This is a genomic window from Caulobacter sp. AVps16 (genome assembly GCF_058681455.1).
The window spans coordinates 2,444,917-2,465,488 of sequence record NZ_CM178739.1; the positions used below are offsets into that span (position 1 = coordinate 2,444,917).

18 protein-coding genes are annotated in these 20,572 nt (G+C 66.5%); 10 read left to right on the top strand and 8 right to left on the bottom strand.

The features are described 5' to 3' along the window. The first annotated feature begins 17 nt into the window (after positions 1-17). The 8 genes from ACW17U_RS11755 to ACW17U_RS11790 all read left to right on the top strand — a co-directional run bounded on the left by ACW17U_RS11755 (position 18) and on the right by ACW17U_RS11790 (position 7,443). Positions 18-1,091: an efflux RND transporter periplasmic adaptor subunit gene (locus ACW17U_RS11755; RefSeq protein WP_492052609.1), complete on the top strand. Its 1,074-nt coding sequence runs from the start codon at positions 18-20 to the stop codon at positions 1,089-1,091. Positions 1,092-1,095: 4 nt separating this feature from the next. Then, positions 1,096-2,301: an ABC transporter permease gene (locus ACW17U_RS11760; protein WP_062145148.1), complete on the top strand. Its 1,206-nt coding sequence runs from the start codon at positions 1,096-1,098 to the stop codon at positions 2,299-2,301. Beyond that, positions 2,298-2,999, top strand: coding sequence for an ABC transporter ATP-binding protein (locus ACW17U_RS11765; RefSeq protein ID WP_492052610.1), 702 nt, complete (start codon positions 2,298-2,300; stop codon positions 2,997-2,999). The genes ACW17U_RS11760 and ACW17U_RS11765 overlap by 4 nt, the downstream gene beginning before the upstream one ends. A gap of 584 nt (positions 3,000-3,583) precedes the next feature. Further along, on the top strand, positions 3,584-3,832 hold the full coding sequence (locus tag ACW17U_RS11770; protein WP_062145144.1) for a hypothetical protein: 249 nt from the start codon (positions 3,584-3,586) through the stop codon (positions 3,830-3,832). Positions 3,833-3,857: 25 nt separating this feature from the next. Beyond that, positions 3,858-4,430 carry a DUF2939 domain-containing protein gene (locus tag ACW17U_RS11775; RefSeq protein WP_062145142.1) on the top strand — a complete coding sequence of 191 codons (573 nt, stop codon included), beginning with the start codon at positions 3,858-3,860 and terminating at the stop codon, positions 4,428-4,430. A 79-nt stretch (positions 4,431-4,509) separates the two neighbouring features. Further along, complete coding sequence (locus tag ACW17U_RS11780) at positions 4,510-6,015, top strand: esterase-like activity of phytase family protein (RefSeq protein WP_492052612.1); 1,506 nt, start codon at positions 4,510-4,512, stop codon at positions 6,013-6,015. Between the two features lie 37 nt (positions 6,016-6,052). After that, positions 6,053-6,997 (top strand): AEC family transporter, encoded by a 945-nt coding sequence (locus tag ACW17U_RS11785; RefSeq protein ID WP_492052614.1) that lies wholly within the window; start codon positions 6,053-6,055, stop codon positions 6,995-6,997. Between the two features lie 68 nt (positions 6,998-7,065). Continuing rightward, positions 7,066-7,443: a VOC family protein gene (locus tag ACW17U_RS11790; RefSeq protein ID WP_492052615.1), complete on the top strand. Its 378-nt coding sequence runs from the start codon at positions 7,066-7,068 to the stop codon at positions 7,441-7,443. 66 nt (positions 7,444-7,509) lie between these two features. Here ACW17U_RS11790 and alaS read toward each other — a convergent pair whose 3' ends face one another. After that, positions 7,510-10,158, bottom strand: a complete 2,649-nt coding sequence (gene alaS, locus ACW17U_RS11795; protein WP_492052616.1) for an alanine--tRNA ligase — start codon at positions 10,156-10,158, stop codon at positions 7,510-7,512. 305 nt (positions 10,159-10,463) lie between these two features. Beyond that, a complete protein-coding gene (recA, locus tag ACW17U_RS11800; RefSeq protein WP_062145132.1) occupies positions 10,464-11,528 on the bottom strand; it encodes a recombinase RecA in 1,065 nt (354 codons plus the stop codon). Positions 11,529-11,782: 254 nt separating this feature from the next. Between recA and ACW17U_RS11805 the strand changes: the two genes are divergently transcribed. Beyond that, a complete protein-coding gene (locus ACW17U_RS11805) occupies positions 11,783-13,390 on the top strand; it encodes a sensor domain-containing phosphodiesterase (protein ID WP_492052617.1) in 1,608 nt (535 codons plus the stop codon). A 135-nt stretch (positions 13,391-13,525) separates the two neighbouring features. On the opposite strand, the gene ACW17U_RS11810 is transcribed toward ACW17U_RS11805, so the two are convergent. Together ACW17U_RS11810 and ACW17U_RS11815 are read right to left on the bottom strand one after the other, a co-directional pair. After that, positions 13,526-15,337 carry a DUF885 domain-containing protein gene (locus ACW17U_RS11810; RefSeq protein ID WP_062145128.1) on the bottom strand — a complete coding sequence of 604 codons (1,812 nt, stop codon included), beginning with the start codon at positions 15,335-15,337 and terminating at the stop codon, positions 13,526-13,528. 131 nt (positions 15,338-15,468) lie between these two features. After that, on the bottom strand, positions 15,469-15,855 hold the full coding sequence (locus tag ACW17U_RS11815) for a nuclear transport factor 2 family protein (RefSeq protein ID WP_492052619.1): 387 nt from the start codon (positions 15,853-15,855) through the stop codon (positions 15,469-15,471). 69 nt (positions 15,856-15,924) lie between these two features. Between ACW17U_RS11815 and ACW17U_RS11820 the strand changes: the two genes are divergently transcribed. Continuing rightward, entirely contained in the window at positions 15,925-16,452 is a 528-nt protein-coding gene (locus ACW17U_RS11820) for a GNAT family N-acetyltransferase (RefSeq protein WP_492052621.1), read from the top strand. Here the strand turns inward: ACW17U_RS11820 and ACW17U_RS11825 are convergent. The 4 genes from ACW17U_RS11825 to ACW17U_RS11840 all read right to left on the bottom strand — a co-directional run bounded on the left by ACW17U_RS11825 (position 16,449) and on the right by ACW17U_RS11840 (position 20,570). Next, positions 16,449-17,540 carry a branched-chain amino acid aminotransferase gene (locus ACW17U_RS11825; protein ID WP_492052623.1) on the bottom strand — a complete coding sequence of 364 codons (1,092 nt, stop codon included), beginning with the start codon at positions 17,538-17,540 and terminating at the stop codon, positions 16,449-16,451. The genes ACW17U_RS11820 and ACW17U_RS11825 overlap by 4 nt on opposite strands. A 141-nt stretch (positions 17,541-17,681) precedes the next feature. Continuing rightward, on the bottom strand, positions 17,682-18,422 hold the full coding sequence (locus ACW17U_RS11830) for a phosphoadenylyl-sulfate reductase (protein WP_492055728.1): 741 nt from the start codon (positions 18,420-18,422) through the stop codon (positions 17,682-17,684). Further along, positions 18,422-18,928: a DUF934 domain-containing protein gene (locus ACW17U_RS11835; protein ID WP_492052625.1), complete on the bottom strand. Its 507-nt coding sequence runs from the start codon at positions 18,926-18,928 to the stop codon at positions 18,422-18,424. Before ACW17U_RS11835 ends, ACW17U_RS11830 begins: the two co-directional genes overlap by 1 nt. Further along, on the bottom strand, positions 18,912-20,570 hold the full coding sequence (locus ACW17U_RS11840; RefSeq protein WP_492052626.1) for a nitrite/sulfite reductase: 1,659 nt from the start codon (positions 20,568-20,570) through the stop codon (positions 18,912-18,914). Before ACW17U_RS11840 ends, ACW17U_RS11835 begins: the two co-directional genes overlap by 17 nt. Positions 20,571-20,572 lie beyond the last annotated feature (2 nt).

Here is a 20,572-nt window from a genome sequence, read left to right on the forward strand (position 1 = left end):
CCGCGAGTGTCCTGATCATGCGCGCCATCCCAAGACCCTGGTTCTTCGTCATTGCAGCGGCCCTGGTGGTCGCTGTGACGGCCTGGGTGCTGGCCTCGCGACGCCCGCAAGAGGTTGCGGTCCTTGTGATCGAGCCCCGCACGATCGAACAGGCCCTGTCGGTGGTCGGTCGCGCCCGCCCGGCCGAGCTCATCCAGGTCTCCTCGCCCAATCCAGGCCAGGTCATCAGCCTGCTGCATGACGAGGGCGACCAGGTCCAGGCGGGTGACCCGATGGCGGTGATCCTGGCGACCGTCGAGCAAGCCCAGACGCAGGCCGATGCCGCCCGTGCCCGCGCCGCGCGGGCCCAGGCCAGGGAAGCCCAGTTGGTCTATCAGCGCACCCGGACCCTGCATGAGCGCGGCTTTGCCGCCAAGGCGGCTCTGGATGCCGCAAAGGCGAGCCTTGAGACGGCCCAGGCCAATGTCGCCGCAGCAGATGCCGGCCTGCGGGCCTCGACCGAGCGCTCGCGGGAATTCACCATCCGCGCGCCCATGGCCGGCGTGGTGCTGGTGCGTCCGATCGACAATGGCCAGGTCGTGGCGGCGGGGACCCCGCTGTTTCAACTGGGCTCGGCCCAGGGCGTCGAGATCCGCGCCGAGGTCGAGGAAGCCTATGCCGATCGCCTGGCGGCCGGCCAGACGGCCCGCGCGGCCCTGTCAGGATCGCCCGGCATCTTTGCCGCCCGTGTGACCGAGGTCTCGCCCCGGGTCGATTCCAGCACCGGCGGCCGGACGGTTCGCCTGGCGGCCGAAGGCAGCCAGACCCTGACCCCCGGTCGCTCAATCGACGTCACCATTGTCATTGACCAGCGCCAGGCCGCGATTGTCGTGCCACGCAGCGCCGTCGTGGATGCCACGGCTGCGCCCAAGGTCTATGTCGTCAGCGCCGCCAATCTGGTCGAGATCAGAAAGATCACCGTGGCGCGGTGGCCTTCCGTTCAGGCCATCGTCGAAAGCGGCTTGAAGGCCGGGGACCGCGTCGTCCTGGAACCGACCTCGACCAAGCCCGGCGCGCACATCGAGCCTGTGGCGGCCAAGGCGGGCGGCTAAGGCCATGTTCGCCCTGAAAGTCGCCCGACGCTATCTGCTGTCAAACCCCTCCCAGACCCTGCTGCTGGTGGCGGGCGTCGCGATCGGGGTGACCGTCTTCGTGTTCATCACGGCCCTGATCGCCGGACTGGCGATCCTGCTGACCGAGCAGGTGACCGGCAAAAGCGCCCATGTCAGCCTGGAACCGCCGACCCGCATTGCCCGGGTCCTGGCAGGGCCGGACCTGCCGGTGGAATCCGTGGCCCTGGTCTCCACCTTCCAGCGCCAGCAGATCCGCAACTGGCCCATGGTGCTGGAGCTCCTGCGGGCCGACCCGCGAGTGTCGGCGATCAGTCCCCAGATCACGGGCAGCGCCGTCCTCGTGAAAAGCGAGGCGGTCCGGACCGTCTCGATCGTCGGCGTTGACCCGCAGGGGATCGACGCGATCTCGCCGATCTCGCCCAGCATCATCGACGGCAATGGCGACCTGGGGGCCGATGGTCTGCTGATCGGCGCACGCCTGGCCGAAGACCTGGGCCTCAGTGCCGGCCAATCCATTCTGTTGCGGACAGAGCGTGGCGTCGAACGGCAGCTCACCATCAAGGGCGTCTTCCGGACGGGCCTGCAAAGCCTGGACGAGCGCGTGGCCTTCCTGTCGCTGCAGACGGCCCGGCCCCTGTTCGTCCTGCCCGACGGGGTGACCAATATCGAGGTCAAGCTGAAGGACCCCAATCAGGCGCGCGCCATGGCGCGGTTCCTGGCCGATGCCACGAGCCTGCGCGCAACGCCCTGGCAGGAGAAGAACGTCAGCCTGGAGGGGGCCCTGGTCGCCCAGGGCCGAACCGGCTCCATGATCCAGGTCTTTTCGCTGATCTCGATCATCATCGGCATAGCCAGCGCCCTTGTGCTGTCCGCCTATCGTCGTCGCAGCGAGGTCGGAATCATGCGCGCCTTCGGTGTGCCGGGCAGCTTCATCCTGTGGGTCTTCCTGCTCCAGGGACTGCTGATCGGCCTGGTTGGCGCCTTGCTGGGCTGCGCCACCGGCTATGGGCTCTGCATCTGGCTGCAGGGGATCACCAATGCCGCCGGCGACTCGGTCCTGCCGATCGCGCCCGAGCGGGGCGGCTATGCGGCGGCCCTGGTGCTGACCACCCTGGGGGCCGTGATCGCCTCGATCCTCCCCGCGCGTGCGGCCTCCAAGGTCGATCCGCTGGAGGCGATCCAGCAATGACCCGCGTGTTGGAAGCCCAGGGCATCGAGAAGGTGTTCAGGAACGGGGACGAAGAAACCCGCGTCCTGAACGGCATCGACCTGACCCTCGACAAGGGGGAGCTCGTGGCCCTGCTCGGGGCCTCGGGGTCAGGCAAGTCGACCCTGCTGTCGATCATCGGCCTGCTTCTGCGCCCAACGGCCGGAAGCCTGACCCTCAGCGGCGAGCGGATCGACGATTTCTCCGAACGGCAGCGGGCCCAGTTTCGCAACCGGCGACTGGGTTTTGTCTTCCAGTTCCACCATCTGCTGCCCGACTTTACGGCCCTGGAAAATGTCGCCTTTCCCGCTGCGGCCCCGGCCGGCGGTATCTCGCGAGAGATGCGCGCGCGCGCACGGGACCTCCTGACTCGGGTCGGGCTGGAAGACCGCATCGACTTTCCCGCCACCCGGCTGTCCGGCGGTCAGAAGCAGCGCGTCGCCATCGCACGGGCCCTGATGAACCGTCCCGACCTGATCATTGCCGATGAACCGACCGGCAATCTGGATCGCGAGTCGGCGGAACGGGTGCTGGCCCTGATGCGGGAAGTGAACCGGGAAGACGGAGCCACCTTCCTGATCTGCACCCATGATGAAGGCGTCGCAGCACGCTGCAGCCGTCAGCTGACCCTGAGGGACGGCAAGCTGGTCTCCAATGTCAGCCGCACCATCGACGCCTGAACCGCTCTGCCAAAGGCGAGGCTCGAACGGCCGGGGCCGGGGGCTTCAAAACCCGTTCATCCGCCCTGCTATCTGAACCTAAGCCCTTGATATTCCACGCCTGGAACGCGCCAACGCCACGGCGATCCACACCGCCGTATACTGGCCTTACCTCGGGGCGATAGGGAGGGCGCGCGGCCAGCGACCTTTGCGTCCCCGGGGGGTGGTCGAGCGGGGCCAGGTCCGGGGGGGATACCCGGACGGTCCGGGGACCTGGTTGCTGGCCAGGCCTGCCCGCCGTCGGCGTGAATGAGGAAACACACGGGAGATGCCTTCGGCCCTCGTGCCTCGTTCGTCGCGGCGCCCGGGAAACCGTGCGGCGCGGGTTTCGGTAAGGCGTCAACAGCGCCACCTGCCGGAACGCTGGCGGAAAACGACCGCGCGGGGCCCCCGGGTTTCGTCGAAACGGTACATCAAGTTTTCATCCGGGCGCAGCCCGGTGCCTCGCATCCCTCCCCAAACTTCGCAGCCCTGGCGCGAGGCCGAAAACCTGCGTCTGGATTTTGCATCAAAGGGCCGTCATGCGGCCGGAAAGGAGCCTCTCCATGCCCCGTCATCGCTCGCCGCGTCCTCGCCGCGCCAGCAAGGGTCCGTCACGACCGCACCGCCATGCCTGGCTGACGGCGGCGCTGGTCAAGAAGATCAGTGCGCTCGCCGACATGATCGAACTCAAGCGTGCCGAGTGCGACGTCGACATGGCCTCGATCTTTCAGGGCGGCCGAGTCCCCCCAGGTCCCTCCTCGCGCGAAGCCCCTTGCGATGCAGAACCGAATACCCCTTCTATGCCGCGTTAACCTTCACAGGGTCCGGGGGCCGTCGATGAGTTTGCAGAAGCGGATCTGGGACCTGATCGTCCTGGGCATTTTCGTGTTCGCGGCCACCTTCGCCTCGGCGCCCTGGTTTGCTTTCCGCGCCCTGAAGGCAGCGGCCCAGTATGAAGACGTGCAGGCCATATCCGAACTGGTCGATTTCCCGGCCGTTCGGCGCAGCCTGACCGGCCAGCTCAAGGAAGCCGCGCCGGTGGCGGCCGCCGAGCCCCCCTCGATCTGGCGTGACCCCCTGGGAGCCATGCGCCGGGCCATTGAGCCCATCGCCCCGCCAGAACCCAAGGTCGACCGTTATCTGACCATTGCCGGCATCTCGGCCCTGACCCGGGGCTACGCCCCCGGCGCGGCCCCCGCCGGTCCGGCCCGGCCTGAAACCGTGGGCGGCAAGATCAGGGCTGTCGTCCGCGGCCCCTATCCGACCATCGTCTACTGGGATCCCAACCGCGTGCGGGTGGCGATGAAGCGGCCGGGTCAACCGGGCCGGGTGACGGTGTTCAGCTTCCAGCGGACAGCCCTGTTTACCTGGAAGCTGGTCCATATCCGGCTGCCGCGCGAAGAACGTTAGGTCTTCAGGGGCGGCTGTCACTCAAGCGTCAATCTAGGCTGCTAACCGCGCTGGACATCCCTGCTGGAAACCACGCGCCATGACCCGCCTCGTCCGCCTGCCCCTGCTCGCCGCCGCCTCCCTTCTGGCCCTGTCCACGGCTGCCCTGGCGGAGCCGACCGCCTGGTCCCGTCCCAATGTCGCCACCGCCGAGGGCGCGGTGACGGTCGAGCTCGGCGGCGTCAAGCTGGTCAATCAGGGCCTGGTCGGGGCCGGCCGGCTTTCGGCCGCCCTGCGTGACTTCAACGGCGACACCCTGGGCTCGTTCTCGGCCATGGCGATCAGCGACTGGCGGCGTCAGGCCGACGGGACCTATGCCGGCACCCTGACCACCCTGCCCGATCGCGGTCCCAACGGCGTCGGCACGATCGTCGGCACCTCGGACTATGCCAACCGCCTGCACCGCTTCAGCTTCACCTTCGCGCCCTATGCCGGAGCCGAGGCTGTGGCCCCCGAGCAGGTGAAACTGACCCCGAACGGCGGCTTGCTGCTGAAGGACGCCAAAGGCCAGACCTTTACCGGCCTCGACCCGTCCGAACCCAAGGCCGCCGGCCGCACCAGCCTGGACAGCGAAGGCCTGGCCGTGACCGCCGACGGCGGCTTCTACGTCTCCGACGAATATGCCGCCAACATCTACCGCTTCGACAAGTCCGGCGCCCTGAAGGGCGTGATCGCCCCGGTCGCCGCCGTGGCCCCGACGAGCGGCGGCGCGCCCTACCTGACCGGTGCCAAGGCCCCCGAGACCGGCCGTCGCAACAACCAGGGCATCGAGGGCGTCAGCCTGGTTCCGGGCGGCAAGCGCCTCGCCGCCCTGCTGCAGAGCGCCACGGTGCAGGACTCGGCCTCGGGCAAGGACACCGACCACACAAGGGCCAATACCCGCCTGTTCCTCTATGACATCAGCAAGTCCGCCACCCCGGCCGCGCCGGTGGCGGAGTATGTCATGCAGCTGCCGGTGTTCCGCAACAAGGGCGACGGGGCCGCGCCGGACAAGACCGCCGCCCAGTCCGAGATTCTGGCCCTGAACGATCACCAGTTCCTGGTCCTGGCCCGCGACGGCAATGGCCGCGGCGGCGGCGCGACCCGTCCGGCCGTCTATCGCAGCGTGCTGCTGGTCGACACGACCGGCGCGACCAATATCGCCGGCACGGCCTATGAAACCTCGACCAAGCCGGTGGCCCCCAATGGCGTGCTCGAGGCCGGTATCGTCCCGGTCCAGCAGGTTGAGCTGATCAATCTGATCCACCCGGCCCAGATGGCCCGCTTCGGCTTCAACCTCGACAACGCCGCGACCAACACCTTCACCCTGCCCGAGAAGTTCGAGGCCCTGGCCCTGGTTCCGGCCCTGGATCCCAAGGCCCCGAACGATGCCTTCCTGTTCATCGGCTCGGACAACGACTTCCAGACCGCCAATGGCATGGTCGGCGGCATCGCTTTCGACGCCGGGATCAAGGGCGCCGACGGCAGCGCGGCGGGCGACAATGACAATCTGGTCCTGGTCTATCGTCTGACCCTGCCGGGCTGGTCGGCACCCGTCGGCAAGTGATAGAGCGGGGCGTCCTCCCAACCGGAGCCGCCGCCCCGTGATCGAGCTTGCTTTCGGCGTCCTGTCGCGGGTTCTGCCGTTCTTCCTGCTGGTCGCAGCCGGCGTGGCCCTGGTCCGGCTGCGCCTGCTGGACCAGCCCATGGTCAACGGCCTGTCGGCCTATGTCTTCTGGATCGGCTTTCCGGCCCTGCTGATCCAGTCGCTGTCGCGGATCGGAACGCCCGGAGCCGCGCTCGCCTGGGGACTGGCGGCCTATGCCGGGGCGGCCCTGCTGGTCATGGCCGGCCTGCTGGTCCTCGGTCTGGCACTGGGCTGGACACGGGAGGAGCGCGCCGGGGCGGCCCTGGCCGGCGGCCTTGGCAACAGCGCCTTTCTCGGCCTGCCCGTCGCCGTCGCCATCCTCGGTCCTGAAGCCGCCCGCCTGGCCGCCGGCGTCGTGGCCGTCGACTTCGTGGTCATCGCCGCGACAGGCATCGCCCTGCTGGGCTGGGCCGCTGGCCGCTCGATCCCGGGATCCGCATGGCGCGCCCTGTCCAATCCGATCGTCGTCGCATCGCTGATCGGAGTGGGCCTGGCCATCACGGGCCTCACCCTACCCGCCGTTCTGGATCGCGCCCTGGCCGCAGCGGCAGTGTCGGGCAGCCCGGTGGCCCTGGTCGCCCTGGGCGCGGCCCTGGCCCTGCCCTCAGCCGAGCCGAAGCTGGCTCCGCAGTCGGGGCCGGTACTCGCCGCCGCCCTCGCCAAGCTGCTGGCCCTGCCAGTACTGACCTGGCTGGCCGTGGGCCTGACCGACGCTCCAGCCGCCTTCCGGCTGGGAGCTACCCTGCTGGCCGCGACACCGACGGCGGTCAATGTCTTCATCCAGACCCGGGCCCTGAACGTCTTTGCCCGGGGCGCGGCGCGGACCGTCGCCGTGACCACAGCCCTGGCGGTCGTGAGTCTGTCCATCGTGGCGATGTTGCTGACACAAGGTGTCAGCTAGTTCCCCCTTCGTTCTGGATTCAGGCGCCACATCGCGGCTAGTCTGGGGCACCAAGGAGGACACCAACCATGATCCGCTACGTTACCATAGGCGCCAACGACCTGGACCGCGCCCAGACCTTCTACGACGCCATTGCCGCTGTACTGGGCCAGCGGCGCCTGTGGCGGCAGGGCGACTGGATAGGCTATGGGCCGGAAGGCGGCGATGCCAAGGTGTTCATCTGCAAACCCCATGACGGTGAGGCGGCGCGCGCCGGCAACGGCATCATGGTTGGACTGCAGGCCGAGAACACCGCCCAGATCGACGCCTTTCATGCGGCGGCCCTGGCCAATGGCGGCACCTGTGAAGGACCGCCCGGCCCCCGGCCCGCTTATGGCGATGGCTACTACGGGGCCTATGTCCGGGACCCGGACGGCAACAAGCTCTCTGCCTTCCTGAGCAGCTGATCGCAAGGAAAAGCCCGCCGCCTCCTGCGAGACGGCGGGCTTTCGCTTTCAAGGGCTCAAGAGGCCTTAGCCGGCGAGGACGGCCTTGATGGCATCCAGGCCGTCCTGGGCCTTGGTGGCGTCAGGCGCACCGCCCTGAGCGAAATCGGCCTTGCCGCCGGCCCCTTGCCCGCCCATGGCCAGAACAGCGGCCTTGGCAAGTTCGGCGGCGCTGAACCGGCCGACCAGATCAGCGGTGACGGCCACGGTCACGGCAGCCTTGCCGTCGCTGGTCCCGACGAGGGCCACGATTCCGCCGCCCATCAGCTGCTTCTTGAACTCCTCGGCCACCCCGCGCAGCTCCTTGCCGCCGACGCCGTCCAGAATCTTGGCGATCAGGGCCGTGCCGCCCACGTCTTCCGGACCGGAGGCCGCGCCACCGCCGCCGCCCAGGGCCAACTGCTTGCGGGCCTCGGCCAGCTGCTTTTCCAGCGACTTGCGCTCGGCGATCAGGGCCTCGACGCGGGCGCCGACCTCCAGGACCGGGGTCTTGAACTGGTCGGCCAGGGCCTTGGCGACGCCGGCCTGGTCCAGCAGGAAGCGGCGGGCCGCCTCGCCGGTCAGGGCTTCGATGCGGCGGATGCCGGCCGCGACACCCTGCTCGGACACGATCTTGAACAAAGCGATGTCGCCGGTCCGGGCCACGTGAGTGCCACCGCACAGCTCGACCGAATAGGCCTTGCCGGCTTCGGTCAGAGACTTGCCGAGGGTCAGAACCCGGACGCTATCGCCGTACTTTTCGCCGAACAGCGCCACGGCGCCGGCCTCGATGGCCTCCTGCGGGGCCATTTCCTGAGTTTCGGCCGGCACGTTCTGACGGATGACTTCGTTGACCTCGGTCTCGATGCGCTCGATCTCGTCCGGCGACAGCGGACCGCCATGACTGAAGTCGAAGCGCATGCGCTCGCCATCGACCATCTGGCCCTTCTGGGCAACGTGAGGACCCAGCACATGGTGCAGGGCGGCATGCACGAGGTGGGCGGCTGAGTGGTTAGAGCGCGTGGTGGTACGGCGGGCAGCGTCCACGGACGCCACGACGCTGTCGCCGACCTTCAGGTCGCCGGCCAGTTCAACGCGGTGCACATAGAGCTCGCCGGCCTGCTTCTGGGTGTCGAGCACCCGGCTCTCTCGGCCATTGGCCTCGATCACGCCGGTATCGCCGGCCTGGCCGCCGCTCTCGGCATAGAAGCTGGTGCGGTCCAGCAGGACCTCGACGGTCTGGCCAGCCGCTGCGGCCTGCGCCTCGGCACCGTCGACCAGAAGGGCCTTCACCACGCCTGTGGTCTCGGTGTTGTCGTAGCCGACGAAGTCGGTCGGACCCGTGCGTTCCTTGATTCCGAACCAGGCGGCAGCAGCACCGGTTTGGCCCGAACCGGCCCAGTTGGCGCGCGCCATGGTGCGCTGGCGCTCCATGGCCACATCGAAGCCGTCGGTGTCGACCGTAATGCCCCTGGCGCGCACGGCATCCTGGGTCAGGTCCAGTGGGAAGCCATAGGTGTCATAGAGCTTGAAGGCCACCTCGCCATCCAGCACGCCGCCGGACGTCAGGTTGGCCGTGGCGTCATCCAGCAGACCCATGCCGCGGCCGAGGGTAACGCGGAACCGCTCCTCTTCCTGGCGCAGGGTTTCGACGATCGAGGCCTCGGCGCGGCGCAGTTCCGGATAGGCTTGACCCATCTCGGCGACCAGGGTCGGGGCCAGACGGTGCATCAGGGGCTCATTGGCGCCCAGCAGATAGGCATGGCGCATGGCGCGGCGCATGATCCGGCGCAGGACGTAACCGCGGCCTTCATTGGACGGTGTGACGCCATCGGCCAGCAGGAACGAGGATGAACGCAGGTGGTCTGCGATCACCCGGTGCGACGGGGCCTGTGCCCCTTCTGCCTTGACGCCGGTCAGGTCGACACTGGCGGCGATCAGGGCCTTGAACAGGTCGATGTCATAGTTGTCGTGCACGCCCTGCAGGACGGCGGCGACCCGCTCCAGGCCCATGCCGGTATCGATCGACGGCTTGGGCAGGGACAGGCGCTCACCGCCGGCCAGCTGCTCGAACTGCATGAAGACCAGGTTCCAGATCTCGATGAACCGGTCGCCGTCCTCATCCGGGCTGCCGGGCGGGCCACCAGGGATGTGCGGGCCATGGTCAAAGAAGATCTCGGAGCAAGGACCGCATGGACCCGTGTCGCCCATCGACCAGAAATTGTCGTTGGTCGCGATGCGGATGATGCGGTCATCCGTCAGTCCGGCGATCTTCTTCCAGAGATCCGCAGCCTCTTCATCGGTGTGATAGACCGTGACCAGCAGCTTGTCCTTGGGCAGGGCGAAGTCGCGGGTCAGCAGGGTCCAGGCATGGCTGATCGCCTGTTCCTTGAAATAGTCACCGAACGAGAAATTGCCGAGCATCTCGAAGAAGGTGTGATGCCGGGCGGTGTAGCCGACATTGTCGAGGTCATTGTGCTTGCCGCCGGCGCGGACGCACTTTTGCGAGCTGACCGCCCGCGGATAGGCCGGCGTCTCGGCCCCGGTGAAGGCGTTCTTGAACGGCACCATGCCCGCATTGACGAACAGCAGGGTCGGATCGTTCTGCGGCACCAGCGGTGCCGATGGCGTGATCGCGTGGTCGGCCTTGCCGAAATAGTCGAGGAAGGTTCCGCGGATCTCGTTCAGGCTGGGCATGGGCGTCTCTAGGATCTCGATAGAGTCCGGCTGTCCGGAGGTTGGGGCTGCATAGCGCGGTTTTCTGTGGAGTGGAAACCGAGTCGGCGGCGCGAGCCGAGTGTCACCGCTTCAACGGCCAGATTGGCTGACCCATGGACCCCTTTGCGCAGGTGACGCGCAGCCCGCAAACGAAATCGGACGCCTGGTTTGGGGTCCAGGCGTCCGGGGATCGCGGCCTTCGCGGCGGGGGTGCTGCGGGCGTCTGAGTGGCGGGTTTCGCCCGAAGCGAGCGAAGGTCGCGAAACCTTTGGAGCCGTCCGGCCCTATTCGTCGCCGTCCTCGGGACCGCCAACCAACAGCTCTTCCTCAATCTTCTGGGACGACTTGCGCACAGCCGCCTCGATCTCGTTGGCGAGATCCTTGTTGGCCTTCAGGAACTCGCGGACATTGTCGCGGCCCTGACCGATGCGCTGGCTGTTGTAGGAGAACCAGGAGCCGGCCTTGTCGATCACCCCGGCCTTGACGCCCAGGTCAATGATCTCGCCAAGCTTGGAGATGCCCTCGCCATACATGATGTCGAACTCGACCTCACGGAACGGCGGGGCCACCTTGTTCTTCACGACCTTGACCCGGACATTGTTGCCGATGATCTCGTCGCGGTTCTTGACCGAGCCGGTGCGGCGAATGTCCAGGCGCACCGAGGCGTAGAACTTCAGGGCGTTGCCGCCCGTGGTGGTCTCGGGGCTGCCATACATCACACCGATCTTGTGGCGGATCTGGTTGATGAAAATGACGATGGTATTGGTCTTGTTGATCGAGCCGGTCAGCTTGCGGAGCGCCTGGCTCATCAGGCGGGCCTGAAGGCCGGGCAGGCTGTCGCCCATCTCGCCTTCGATTTCCGCCTTGGGCGTCAGGGCCGCCACGGAGTCGACGACCACGATGTCGACGGCCCCCGACCGCACCAGGGTGTCAGTGATCTCCAGGGCCTGCTCGCCATTGTCGGGCTGAGAGACCAGCAGGTTGTCCAGATTGACGCCCAGCTTGAAAGCATAGCCCGGATCCAGGGCGTGTTCGGCGTCCACGAAGGCAGCCGTGCCGCCGGCCTTCTGCACCTCGGCCACCGCGTGCAGGGCCAGGGTGGTCTTGCCCGAGCTTTCCGGACCGTAGATCTCGATCACCCGCCCCTTGGGCAGGCCGCCGATGCCGAGGGCGATATCGAGGCCGAGCGAGCCGGTGGAGACAGACTCCATCTCGACCTTGCCCTTCTCGCCCAGCTTCATCACCGAGCCCTTGCCAAAGGCCCGATCAATCTGGGCAAGCGCCGCCTCGAGCGCGCGCTGCTTGTCGCCGTCTTCCTTACCCACGAGTTTCAAAGCCGCCTGGTTCATTGGAGATGCGCCCTTATTCCATGATTCCGCCCGGCCGAGCCGGGCTTCGCGTTTCGCGCGCCCATTGATCGGTGGAACACTCAAAGTCGTACCGCCTTTGTTCCGTGTTCGCAAGATGTTCTTTTCATCATGAGCCCACTTTCCTCTACCCGGATCCGGTATTTGCGGCTCTTTGTCGCAGGTCTATTTCCGGATCGGGAAACACGTCCTTAAGGCCCGCGTGCGACGTTTGCGGTCGTAAGGGGAGCCGAACCTTGTCGATAGATCCACGTCGCCTACTGGGGCTGGCCTTTGCCAGCGCCGACCTGCTGGTCGAGATTCGCGACGGCACGATCGACATGGCCCTGGGGGCCGCCCAGCGCATTGTTGGGCTGAATGAGGCCGCCCTGACCGGAAAGGTCTGGCGCGACCTGTTTTGCCCGTCCGATCAGGCCCTGATGGATGCGATCATCGCCTGCGCCGATGACGGCGCACGCCGGGGTCCGGTGATCGTCCGCCTGGCGGGGCCGACAGAACGTCATGTCAGCGTCGTCATGCGCGCCTTGCCCGAAAACGGCGGCCGCCTGTCCTGCGCCCTCACCACCAGTCAGGCCCCCAGCCCCGCCGTCGGCGCCGATGGCCTGCATCCAAGGGAGTCCTTCGAGGACATCGCCAAGGGCTTGTTCGAAGCTGCGCGCGTGACCGGGATCGAGCTGGAACTGGCCATGATCGAGTTCGCCGGGCTAGGCGAGCGCCGTGCGGCCCTGCCGCAATCGGAAGCCGAGGTGCTGGACGCCCATGTCGCCGGCGCGGTTCGCGCGGAATCCCACGGCGGTGCCGCGGCCACGCGACTGTCGGACGACCGCTACGCCGTGGTGCGGGCCAAGGACGAGAATACCGACAATCTGACGCGCCGGCTCAGCCACATGCTCGAACTGGACGCCAGCGCCCACGTGGTGTCGCTGGAGCCCGGAAACGCCTCGGCGCGTTCCATGCGAGCCCTGCGCTACGCCCTCGACGATTTCCTGAGCGAGGGCCTGAAAGACACGCCGCCGATGAGCCTGGCTGAAGCGATGAACCGCTCGGTCAAGCGCACCCTGGCTCGTGCGGGCGCCCTGGGCGTTGCCGTCAGCCAGCGCCGCTTCAATCTCGCCTATCAGCCGGTCGTCAATCTGGCGACGGGCGAGGCCCACCACCATGAGGTGCTGGTCCGTTTCGAGGAGGGCGCAAGTCCTTTCGCCCTGATCCGGATGGCCGAAGAGTTCGACCTGATCGAGGAACTGGACCACGCCATTGTCGAACAGGCCACCCGCCGCCTGGCCCAGGACCGGTCGGGCGACCTGAAACTGGCCGTCAATGTCTCCGGCCGAACGATCGTCACCGAGGGCTTCGTCGACCACGTCTCGCGTTTGCTGGCCAAGTTCGACCAGGCCAAAGGCCGCCTGATCTTCGAGATCACCGAGAGCGCCGCCATCGACGACCTGCCGCGGGCCAATCGCCATATCCAGTCCCTGCGCGGCATGGGATCGCTGGTCTGTCTTGACGATTTCGGATCGGGTGCCGCCTCCTTTGCCTATCTGCAGGAACTCAGCCTGGACATCGTCAAGATCGACGGACGCTATGTTCGGGAACTGGCCGCCAACGGGCGCGAGGGGGCCATGGTGCGGCGCCTGGTGGAAATGTGCCGCGATCTGAAGATCCGCACGGTCGCCGAAATGATCGAGTCGGCCGAGGTCGAGGATGTCGTGCGCGACGCCGGCGTCGATTTCGGTCAGGGCTGGCTTTACGGCAAGCCGGCAGACATGCCCAAGCCGGCCCTGAAGCCGCCCTCGGCCGTCAAAACCATTGCCCGCCGGGCCGGGGCTTCGGAGAGCTGGGGTTAGAACCCCTTCTGACCCTGATGACTTCATCAGGGTCAGAAGAAAAGGTCTATAAATCAAAATCTTAGAGCGTTTTCGATCCGATAGCCGTTTCACACCCATCGGAAAACGATCCAGGCCCCAGCTGTCCTGTCGCCGCTATTTGCCGGCCTTCTTGGCGGCGATGTAGTTGTCGATCACGCTTTCCAGGACGGTCAGGGGCGTCATGCCCGACAGCAGGCCCGCGTCGTGGAACTCCCGGATGTCGAACTTCTTGCCCAGGGCCTTGCGGGCCTTGTCGCGGGCACGCAGCCAGACGATCTTGCCGATCATGTAGCTGCAGGCCTGACCCGGCCAGACGCAGTAGCGCTCGATCTCGGTGATCGCGCCGCTTTCCTCGTCGCCCATGGTTTCGGCCATGTACTTGATCGCCTGCTCGCGGCTCCACTTCTTGTGGTGCATGCCGCTGTCGACCACCAGACGAACGGCGCGGAACAGGGCGTCATGCAGCATGCCGATCTGGCCACGGGGATCGGTCTTGTAGATGCCCATCTCGACGGCCAGCTCTTCCGAATAGAGCGCCCAGCCCTCAGCATAGCCCGAGAAGCCGATCACCTTGCGGATCAGCGGCAAACCCTTGGCCTCGTTGGAGAGCGTGAGCTGTAGATGGTGGCCGGGTACGCCTTCGTGCACAGTCAGGGTCGTCAGGGTGTACTTGGCCTGTTCCTTGGTGTCGCGAAGGTTGATCCAGTAGATCCCCGGACGCTTGCCGTCGAGCGAGGGCGAATTGTAGTAGCCGCCCGGCGCGCCGGCCTCGATGGCCTTGGGTACCCGGCGGATTTCCAGCGGGGCCTTGGGCAGCTGCCCGAAATAGGCCGGCAGTTGCTTCTCAATCCACTTTGCCTTGACGTTGAGGTCAGCGATCAGCTGTTCCTTGGCCGCGTCGGTGTTCTCGTAGATGTCCTTGCCCAGCTCGGCCATGCGCTGGCCGACCGTACCCTTGGTCATGCCGATGGATTTGAAGAGCTTGTCGGCCTGGGCCTCGATCGACTTGACCGTGTCCAGACCCAGCTGGTGGATCTCGTCAGGCGTCAGATTGGCGGTCGTATAGTTCTTCAGCGAGGTGGCGTAGTAGTCGCCGCCGTCCTTCAGGCGCCAAACGCCAGCGTCATGGGTGGCCTTGGGCCGCACGCTTTCAAGCAGGACGATCTGGCGCTTCAGGGCAGGCAGGACCGAATTGAGGTAGACCTTGGTCGCCTCGCCGGCCCAGTCACCCTCGATCTTCTTTTCGGCAGTACGGCGCACGATCGACTTGATCAGCGGAGCCTCGGCCGTCGGCGTGTCGGCAAAGGCCTTCATCTGGATCAGGGTCTTGTCGATCACAAAGTCGGGGGGGATCACGCCGTCGGCGTAGTCGCGCTTGGCGATGATGGTTTCCTGGTCCATCAGGCGGGCAAAGCCCTCCATCCGCTGCAGGTAGGCATCCGCGTCGGCCCGGGTTTCGATTGCGTGCTGGGTGTCGAGGAAGTCAGGCATCGACTGGTAGCTGCCTGTCAGCTGGCTCAGCACATAGGGCGCACCAGAGCCGCCACCGGCATAGGTGAACTTGCTACCCTCGTCCTGCACCGCCAGGGTGAACTCAACGGTGTCGTAATTGACAGCGTCCATGCCCGACATTGACTTGCGGTCGATGGCGCGCAGGGCCTTCAACTGCTCGCGGGTCTGGACCGCGCCTGCGGCGAGAGCCTCAAAGGATCGATCGCTGAGCAGGCCCTTGGTCCAGGCCAGGTCGCCCTTGTCCAGACCCAGCCCCGTGGCCAGTTCTGGGGCTTGCCGCAGCAACTTGGCCATGGCGTCGTCGAACAGGGCATTCATCTTGGCCACTTCGCCGTTGGCGGGTGCGGCGGCCTGGGCGAAGGCGAGCGACGGAGCCGAGGCGGCGAGGCCGGCGGCCGCAGTGGAGAACAGCATCTGACGGCGAGTTTGCAAGGCGAGACCCCTAAAGAACGTTTTGTTGGGCGAATGCGTAGGCCCAGAGCCGGATGACCGTAAATTAATTTCTCTTAATCCGGAGCAGGGCGTGGCTGCTAAGGTCGAAGGGGTCAGTCGCCCCGGTCGAGGGTCACGTAGAGCTCACTCTCGATCACCCACTGGCCGGTGACCTTCTTCCAGACTGCCAGATAGGTCCCGGACTGTTCGGGCACGCCCTTCCAGGATCCGACCCAGCGGCCGCGCTCGGCGGCCCGCAATCCGGCACTGTCGAGTTCGACCGTCTCGCTGGTTCGGACATAGGCGATGAAGGCCAGGTCGCGGAACTGGGCCTCAAAGGCGGCGATCACCTCGCCCGCCCCCATCAGCAGGGAGCCGTCGCCCGCGATCAGCCTGACTTGGGGATCGAAGAACGGCGAGAGCCGCGCTGCCGTCTTGGCGGCGATCAGTTTGTTGGTCAGCTTGCGGCGGGCGGCGATGGCATTTTCAGGCGTGGTCATGGGCCAGGTCTCGCAAAGCGGTTGCGGCGGTGTAGCCTGCCGGATCACCGCGCCGCAAACAGAGTCGCCATGACCCTCCTCCCCCCCGTGATCGTCACCGAACGCCTGACCCTGAAAGCCTCCGAGCTCAGTGACTTCGACGACAGCGTCGCCATGTGGTCCGATCCCCAGGTCACCCGCTTTGTCGGCGGCCGGCCTTCGACGCCGGAGGAGAGCTGGGCCCGCCTGCTGCGCTCGCGCGGCCTGTGGCCCCTGCTTGGCTTCGGCTACTGGGCAGTGCGCGAAACTGCGACGGGGCGCTATGTCGGCGAGGTCGGTTTTGCCGACTTTCATCGCGAAATCACGCCCAGCTTCTTTGGCCAGCCGGAAATGGGCTGGGTTCTGGCGTCCTGGTCACATGGCCAGGGCTACGGAACAGAAGCCGTGACGGCAGGCCTCGCCTGGATCGACCAGACCCTGGCCCCGCCGCGGGTGCCCTGCATCATCGATCCGGGCAACGCCCCTTCATTGGCGCTGGCCCGCAAGACCGGCTTCAAGCTGGTGACGGAGACGGCCTACAAGGACGCTCCGATCCTGTTGCTGGAACGCAAGCCCTAAACAGGGTGGACCCAGCCGTGGGGATCGGCCGCGCGACCGCGCTGGATACCGATCAGGGCGCTACGCAGTCGCTCGGTCATCTCGCCCTCGGCACCATTGCCGATCGCGAAGTCCCCAGTCACCGTTCGAACTGTGCCGATACCCGTCAGCACCGCAGCCGTGCCGCAGGCGAAGACTTCCCGCAACCGTCCGCTGGCGGCGTCAGCGCGCCACTGCTCCAGGGAATAGGGCTCCTCGCGCACCGTGATCCCCTGTTCGCGCGCCAGGGTGATGATGGCGTCGCGGGTGATGCCCGGCAGGATAGTGCCGCCCAGGGGGGGCGTCTGCAGGCTGCCGTCGTCCATGCGGAAGAAGACGTTCATGCCGCCCAGTTCCTCGATCCAGCGGCGCTCGACCGCGTCGAGGAACACGACCTGGTCGCAGCCATGGGCGATCGCCTCAGACTGGGCCAGCAGGCTGGCCGCATAGTTGCCCCCGCACTTGGCCGCGCCCGTGCCGCCCAGGGCCGCACGGGTATAGGTCTCCGAGACCCAGACCGAGATCGCCGAAGCCTTGTTCTTGAAATAGGCCCCGACCGGTGAGGCCAGGACCACGAACAGATACTCCGAGGCCGGCTTGACCCCCAGGAACACCTCTGTCGCGAACATGAAGGGCCGCAGATAGAGGCTGCCCTCGCCGTCGGGGATCCAGTCGCGGTCGATGGTGACCAGCTGTTCCACGGCTTCGACAAACAGGTCTTCCGGCAGTTCGGCCATGGCCATCCGGCGCGCCGACTCCTGGAACCGGCGGGCATTCTGTTCCGGCCGGAAAAGGGCTGCGCCGCCGTCCGCCGTCCGGTAGGCCTTCATGCCCTCAAAGATTTCCTGGGCATAGTGCAGCACCGAGGAGGCCGGATCCATCGGGATCGGGCCGCGGGGTTCGACCCGGGCATCATGCCAGCCCTTGGCCGCCGTGTAGCGAATGGTCACCATGTGGTCGGAGAACACCCGACCAAAACCGGGATCCGCCAGCAGCTCGGCGCGGCGCTCCGCAGACGTTGGCGCGGGATGCGGCACATGGGCGAACGAGACGGTGGCGGCTGTGGTCATGGGGCGCTTGGCTCTCGCTCAAGAAGTTCGGTCGCGGCGCGAACACGCCACAGCGATGGAATGGATATGCCAGACGCCCGCCGTCAAGACCCGAGGCGTTGAAGACCGGATCAGACTGCCCTCTGTGACGCCGAAAATCGCCTAGATGTCCCCGCCAACGTTGGGCGCAAGTCCGGGTGCCCGGGCCACGTGAATGCCGCACTCGGTCTTTTCCTGACCGGCCCAGCGACCGGCCCGCACGTCGTCGCCGTCTTCGGCCGGCTTGGTGCACGGCCAGCATCCCACTGAAGGAAAGCCTTGAGCGACCAGCGGATGGGCCGGCAGGTCATGCTCGATGACATAGGCGTCAAGCTCGGCCTTGGACCAGTTGGCCAAGGGGTTGAACTTGATCTTGCCCTCGGCCTCCTCGACCACCGGCAGGGTCAGACGATCACCGCCATGGAAGCGCTTGCGGCCGGTGATCCAGCCCTCAAAGCCCGTCAGCGCGCGGTCAAGGGGCAGGACCTTGCGGATATGGCAGCAGCCGTCGATATCCGTCCGCCAGAGGTCGGACCTGGGATCCTGAACCGCCAAGTCAGCAAAGGCCGGACGCAGGTCCCGCACATCGGTCAGGCCCAGGCGAGTCGCCAATTGCCTGCGATAGTCCAGGGTCTGGCCAAACAGCATGCCGGTATCAAGAAAGAGCACGCTGATATCCGGCGACACCCGGGCGGCCAGATGCAGCAGCACGGCCGATTCCGCCCCGAAGGACGACACCAGTGCCAGGCTGTCGCCAAAGGTCTCATAGGCCCGGGTCAGGACCGCCAGCGGGTGGGCATCGCGCAACTCGGCGTCCAGCCGGGCGGCCAGGCTCGGCACGGCATCCGTCTGGTCGTAGGCCATCACGCCGTTCTTTCCTCAAGGGCTGTTGGACGAGCGTCGGCAGCGCGCTGGTAGACATGGCGGAAACGCCCGACGGCCTTGGCCCAGGCCTCGGGACCCGCGCCGTCGGCGGGCTCGAAGGCGTCAAACCCGCAGCGGACCATGAAGCCGGCCTGCTCCTGCAGCACGTCGCCAACCGCGCGGACCTCGCCGACATAGTTCAATCGCTCGCGCAGGAGCCGGGCCGACGTATAGGCGCGGCCATCGCGGAACTTCGGGAAGACCACCGCCACCACCGCCAGACGCGGCAGGTCATAGGCAAGGCCCTCGACCTCTTCGTTGGACTCGATCCGCACGCCGACCTTGCGGCTGTTGGACGAAAGCAGCGCGTCGCCCTCAGCCTGAAAGCGGTTCAACGACAGGATGACGTCGCCGGTTTCCGGGATCGCCTCCTCGTCGGTGACATTGACGAAGCTATTGTCGACGAAGGCCGCGACGCCGTTGGTCAGCTTAATCAGCCTGGACATAGACCGCCTCCTTGAAGGGCTCGAGCCCGACGCGACGATAGGTATCGAGGAACCGCTCCTCGCTGTTGCGGAGCCCCAGATAGGCCTCCACCAGGGTGTCGATGGCCCCGGCGACCTTGTCGGCCGGGAGGGCGGGGCCGAGGATCTTGCCGATTGAGGCGTCTTCCGCGCCCGATCCGCCCAACGACAACTGGTAGAATTCCTCGCCCTTCTTATCGACGCCGAGAATGCCGATGTGGGCCACGTGGTGGTGACCGCAGGCATTGATGCAGCCGCTGATCTTGATCTTCAGCTCGCCGACATCTTCCGCTCGATCCTCATCGGCGAACTTCGCCGCGATGTCCTGGGCAATGCCGATGGCACGGGCATTGGCCAGGGCGCAGTAGTCCAGGCCCGGGCAGGCAATGATGTCACTGGCCAGATCGATATTGGCCGTGGCGAGACCCGCCGAGGCCAGGGCCGCATGCACAGCCGGAACGTCGTCCAGCTTGACGTGCGGCAGGACGAGGTTCTGGGCGTGGGTCACCCGCACGTCGTTGAGGCCGTACTTTTCAGCAAGATCGGCGACCAGATCCAGCTGATCGGCCGTCGCGTCGCCAGGAGTCTGGCCCTGGGCCTTGAGCGAGATCTCGACAATGGCGTAGCCGGGCTTCTTGTGCGGCTTGATATTGTTGCGGGCGAACCGCTGCAGGGCCGGGCTGGCGGCACGGGCGACTTCGAAGGTCTCCGACACGGCCGGCAGGGCCTCAAACGGCGTCTGGGCGAAGGCACCGCGGATGCGGGCCAGCTCGTGATCCGGCAGGTCGGCGCGAGCGGCGTCGATCTTGGCCCACTCTTCCTCGACCTGACGGCCAAACTCTTCGGCCCCCAGGGCGGCGACCAGGATCTTGATCCGGGCCTTGTAGATGTTGTCGCGGCGGCCGTGGCGGTTATAGACCCGCAGGACGGCTTCCAGATAGCTGAGCAGACGGCCGACCGGCAGGTGCTCCTTGATGGTCGGGCCCACATGGGGCGTGCGCCCCTGGCCGCCGCCGACGATCACCTCGAAGCCCAGTGAGCCATCACGCGCCCGGCGCAGCATCAGGCCGATGTCGTGCACCTTGGCCGCCGTGCGGTCCTTGAGCGCGCCGGTAATGGCAATCTTGAACTTGCGCGGCAGATAGCTGAACTCGGGGTGCAGGGTCGACCACTGGCGGATCACCTCGGCCCAGACGCGCGGATCGTCGATCTCCTCGGCCGTGGCCCCGGCATAGGGGTCGGCGGTCGTGTTGCGGATGCAATTGCCGCTCGTCTGGATCGCGTGGAGATCGACCTCGGCCAGGGCATCAAGAATGTCCGGCGCGTCCTTGAGCTTCACCCAGTTAAACTGGATGTTCTGACGCGTGGTCATGTGACCATAGCCCTTGTCATAGGTCCGGGCGATCCAGGCCAAACGACGCATCTGGGCTGCGTTCAGCGAGCCATAGGGTATGGCAACCCGCAGCATGTAGGCGTGCAGCTGCAGATAGAGGCCGTTCATCAGCCTCAGGGGCTTGAACTGGTCCTCGGTCAGCTCGCCTGCGAGGCGACGCTGGACCTGACCGCGAAACTCATTGGAGCGGTCGATCAGGAACTCGCGATCGATGACATCGTACTGGTACATCG

Excerpts from the sequence above, each read along its gene's own strand:
- ACW17U_RS11755 (WP_492052609.1), top strand. The coding sequence starts at position 18 with ATGCGCGCCATCCCAAGACCCTGGTTCTTCGTCATTGCAGCGGCCCTG.
- ACW17U_RS11760 (WP_062145148.1), top strand. The coding sequence starts at position 1,096 with ATGTTCGCCCTGAAAGTCGCCCGACGCTATCTGCTGTCAAACCCCTCC.
- ACW17U_RS11765 (WP_492052610.1), top strand. The coding sequence starts at position 2,298 with ATGACCCGCGTGTTGGAAGCCCAGGGCATCGAGAAGGTGTTCAGGAAC.
- ACW17U_RS11770 (WP_062145144.1), top strand. The coding sequence starts at position 3,584 with ATGCCCCGTCATCGCTCGCCGCGTCCTCGCCGCGCCAGCAAGGGTCCG.
- ACW17U_RS11775 (WP_062145142.1), top strand. The coding sequence starts at position 3,858 with ATGAGTTTGCAGAAGCGGATCTGGGACCTGATCGTCCTGGGCATTTTC.
- ACW17U_RS11780 (WP_492052612.1), top strand. The coding sequence starts at position 4,510 with ATGACCCGCCTCGTCCGCCTGCCCCTGCTCGCCGCCGCCTCCCTTCTG.
- ACW17U_RS11790 (WP_492052615.1), top strand. The coding sequence starts at position 7,066 with ATGATCCGCTACGTTACCATAGGCGCCAACGACCTGGACCGCGCCCAG.
- alaS (WP_492052616.1), bottom strand. The coding sequence starts at position 10,158 with ATGCCCAGCCTGAACGAGATCCGCGGAACCTTCCTCGACTATTTCGGC.
- recA (WP_062145132.1), bottom strand. The coding sequence starts at position 11,528 with ATGAACCAGGCGGCTTTGAAACTCGTGGGTAAGGAAGACGGCGACAAG.
- ACW17U_RS11810 (WP_062145128.1), bottom strand. The coding sequence starts at position 15,337 with ATGCTGTTCTCCACTGCGGCCGCCGGCCTCGCCGCCTCGGCTCCGTCG.
- ACW17U_RS11815 (WP_492052619.1), bottom strand. The coding sequence starts at position 15,855 with ATGACCACGCCTGAAAATGCCATCGCCGCCCGCCGCAAGCTGACCAAC.
- ACW17U_RS11820 (WP_492052621.1), top strand. The coding sequence starts at position 15,925 with ATGACCCTCCTCCCCCCCGTGATCGTCACCGAACGCCTGACCCTGAAA.
- ACW17U_RS11825 (WP_492052623.1), bottom strand. The coding sequence starts at position 17,540 with ATGACCACAGCCGCCACCGTCTCGTTCGCCCATGTGCCGCATCCCGCG.
- ACW17U_RS11830 (WP_492055728.1), bottom strand. The coding sequence starts at position 18,422 with ATGGCCTACGACCAGACGGATGCCGTGCCGAGCCTGGCCGCCCGGCTG.
- ACW17U_RS11835 (WP_492052625.1), bottom strand. The coding sequence starts at position 18,928 with ATGTCCAGGCTGATTAAGCTGACCAACGGCGTCGCGGCCTTCGTCGAC.
- ACW17U_RS11840 (WP_492052626.1), bottom strand. The coding sequence starts at position 20,570 with ATGTACCAGTACGATGTCATCGATCGCGAGTTCCTGATCGACCGCTCC.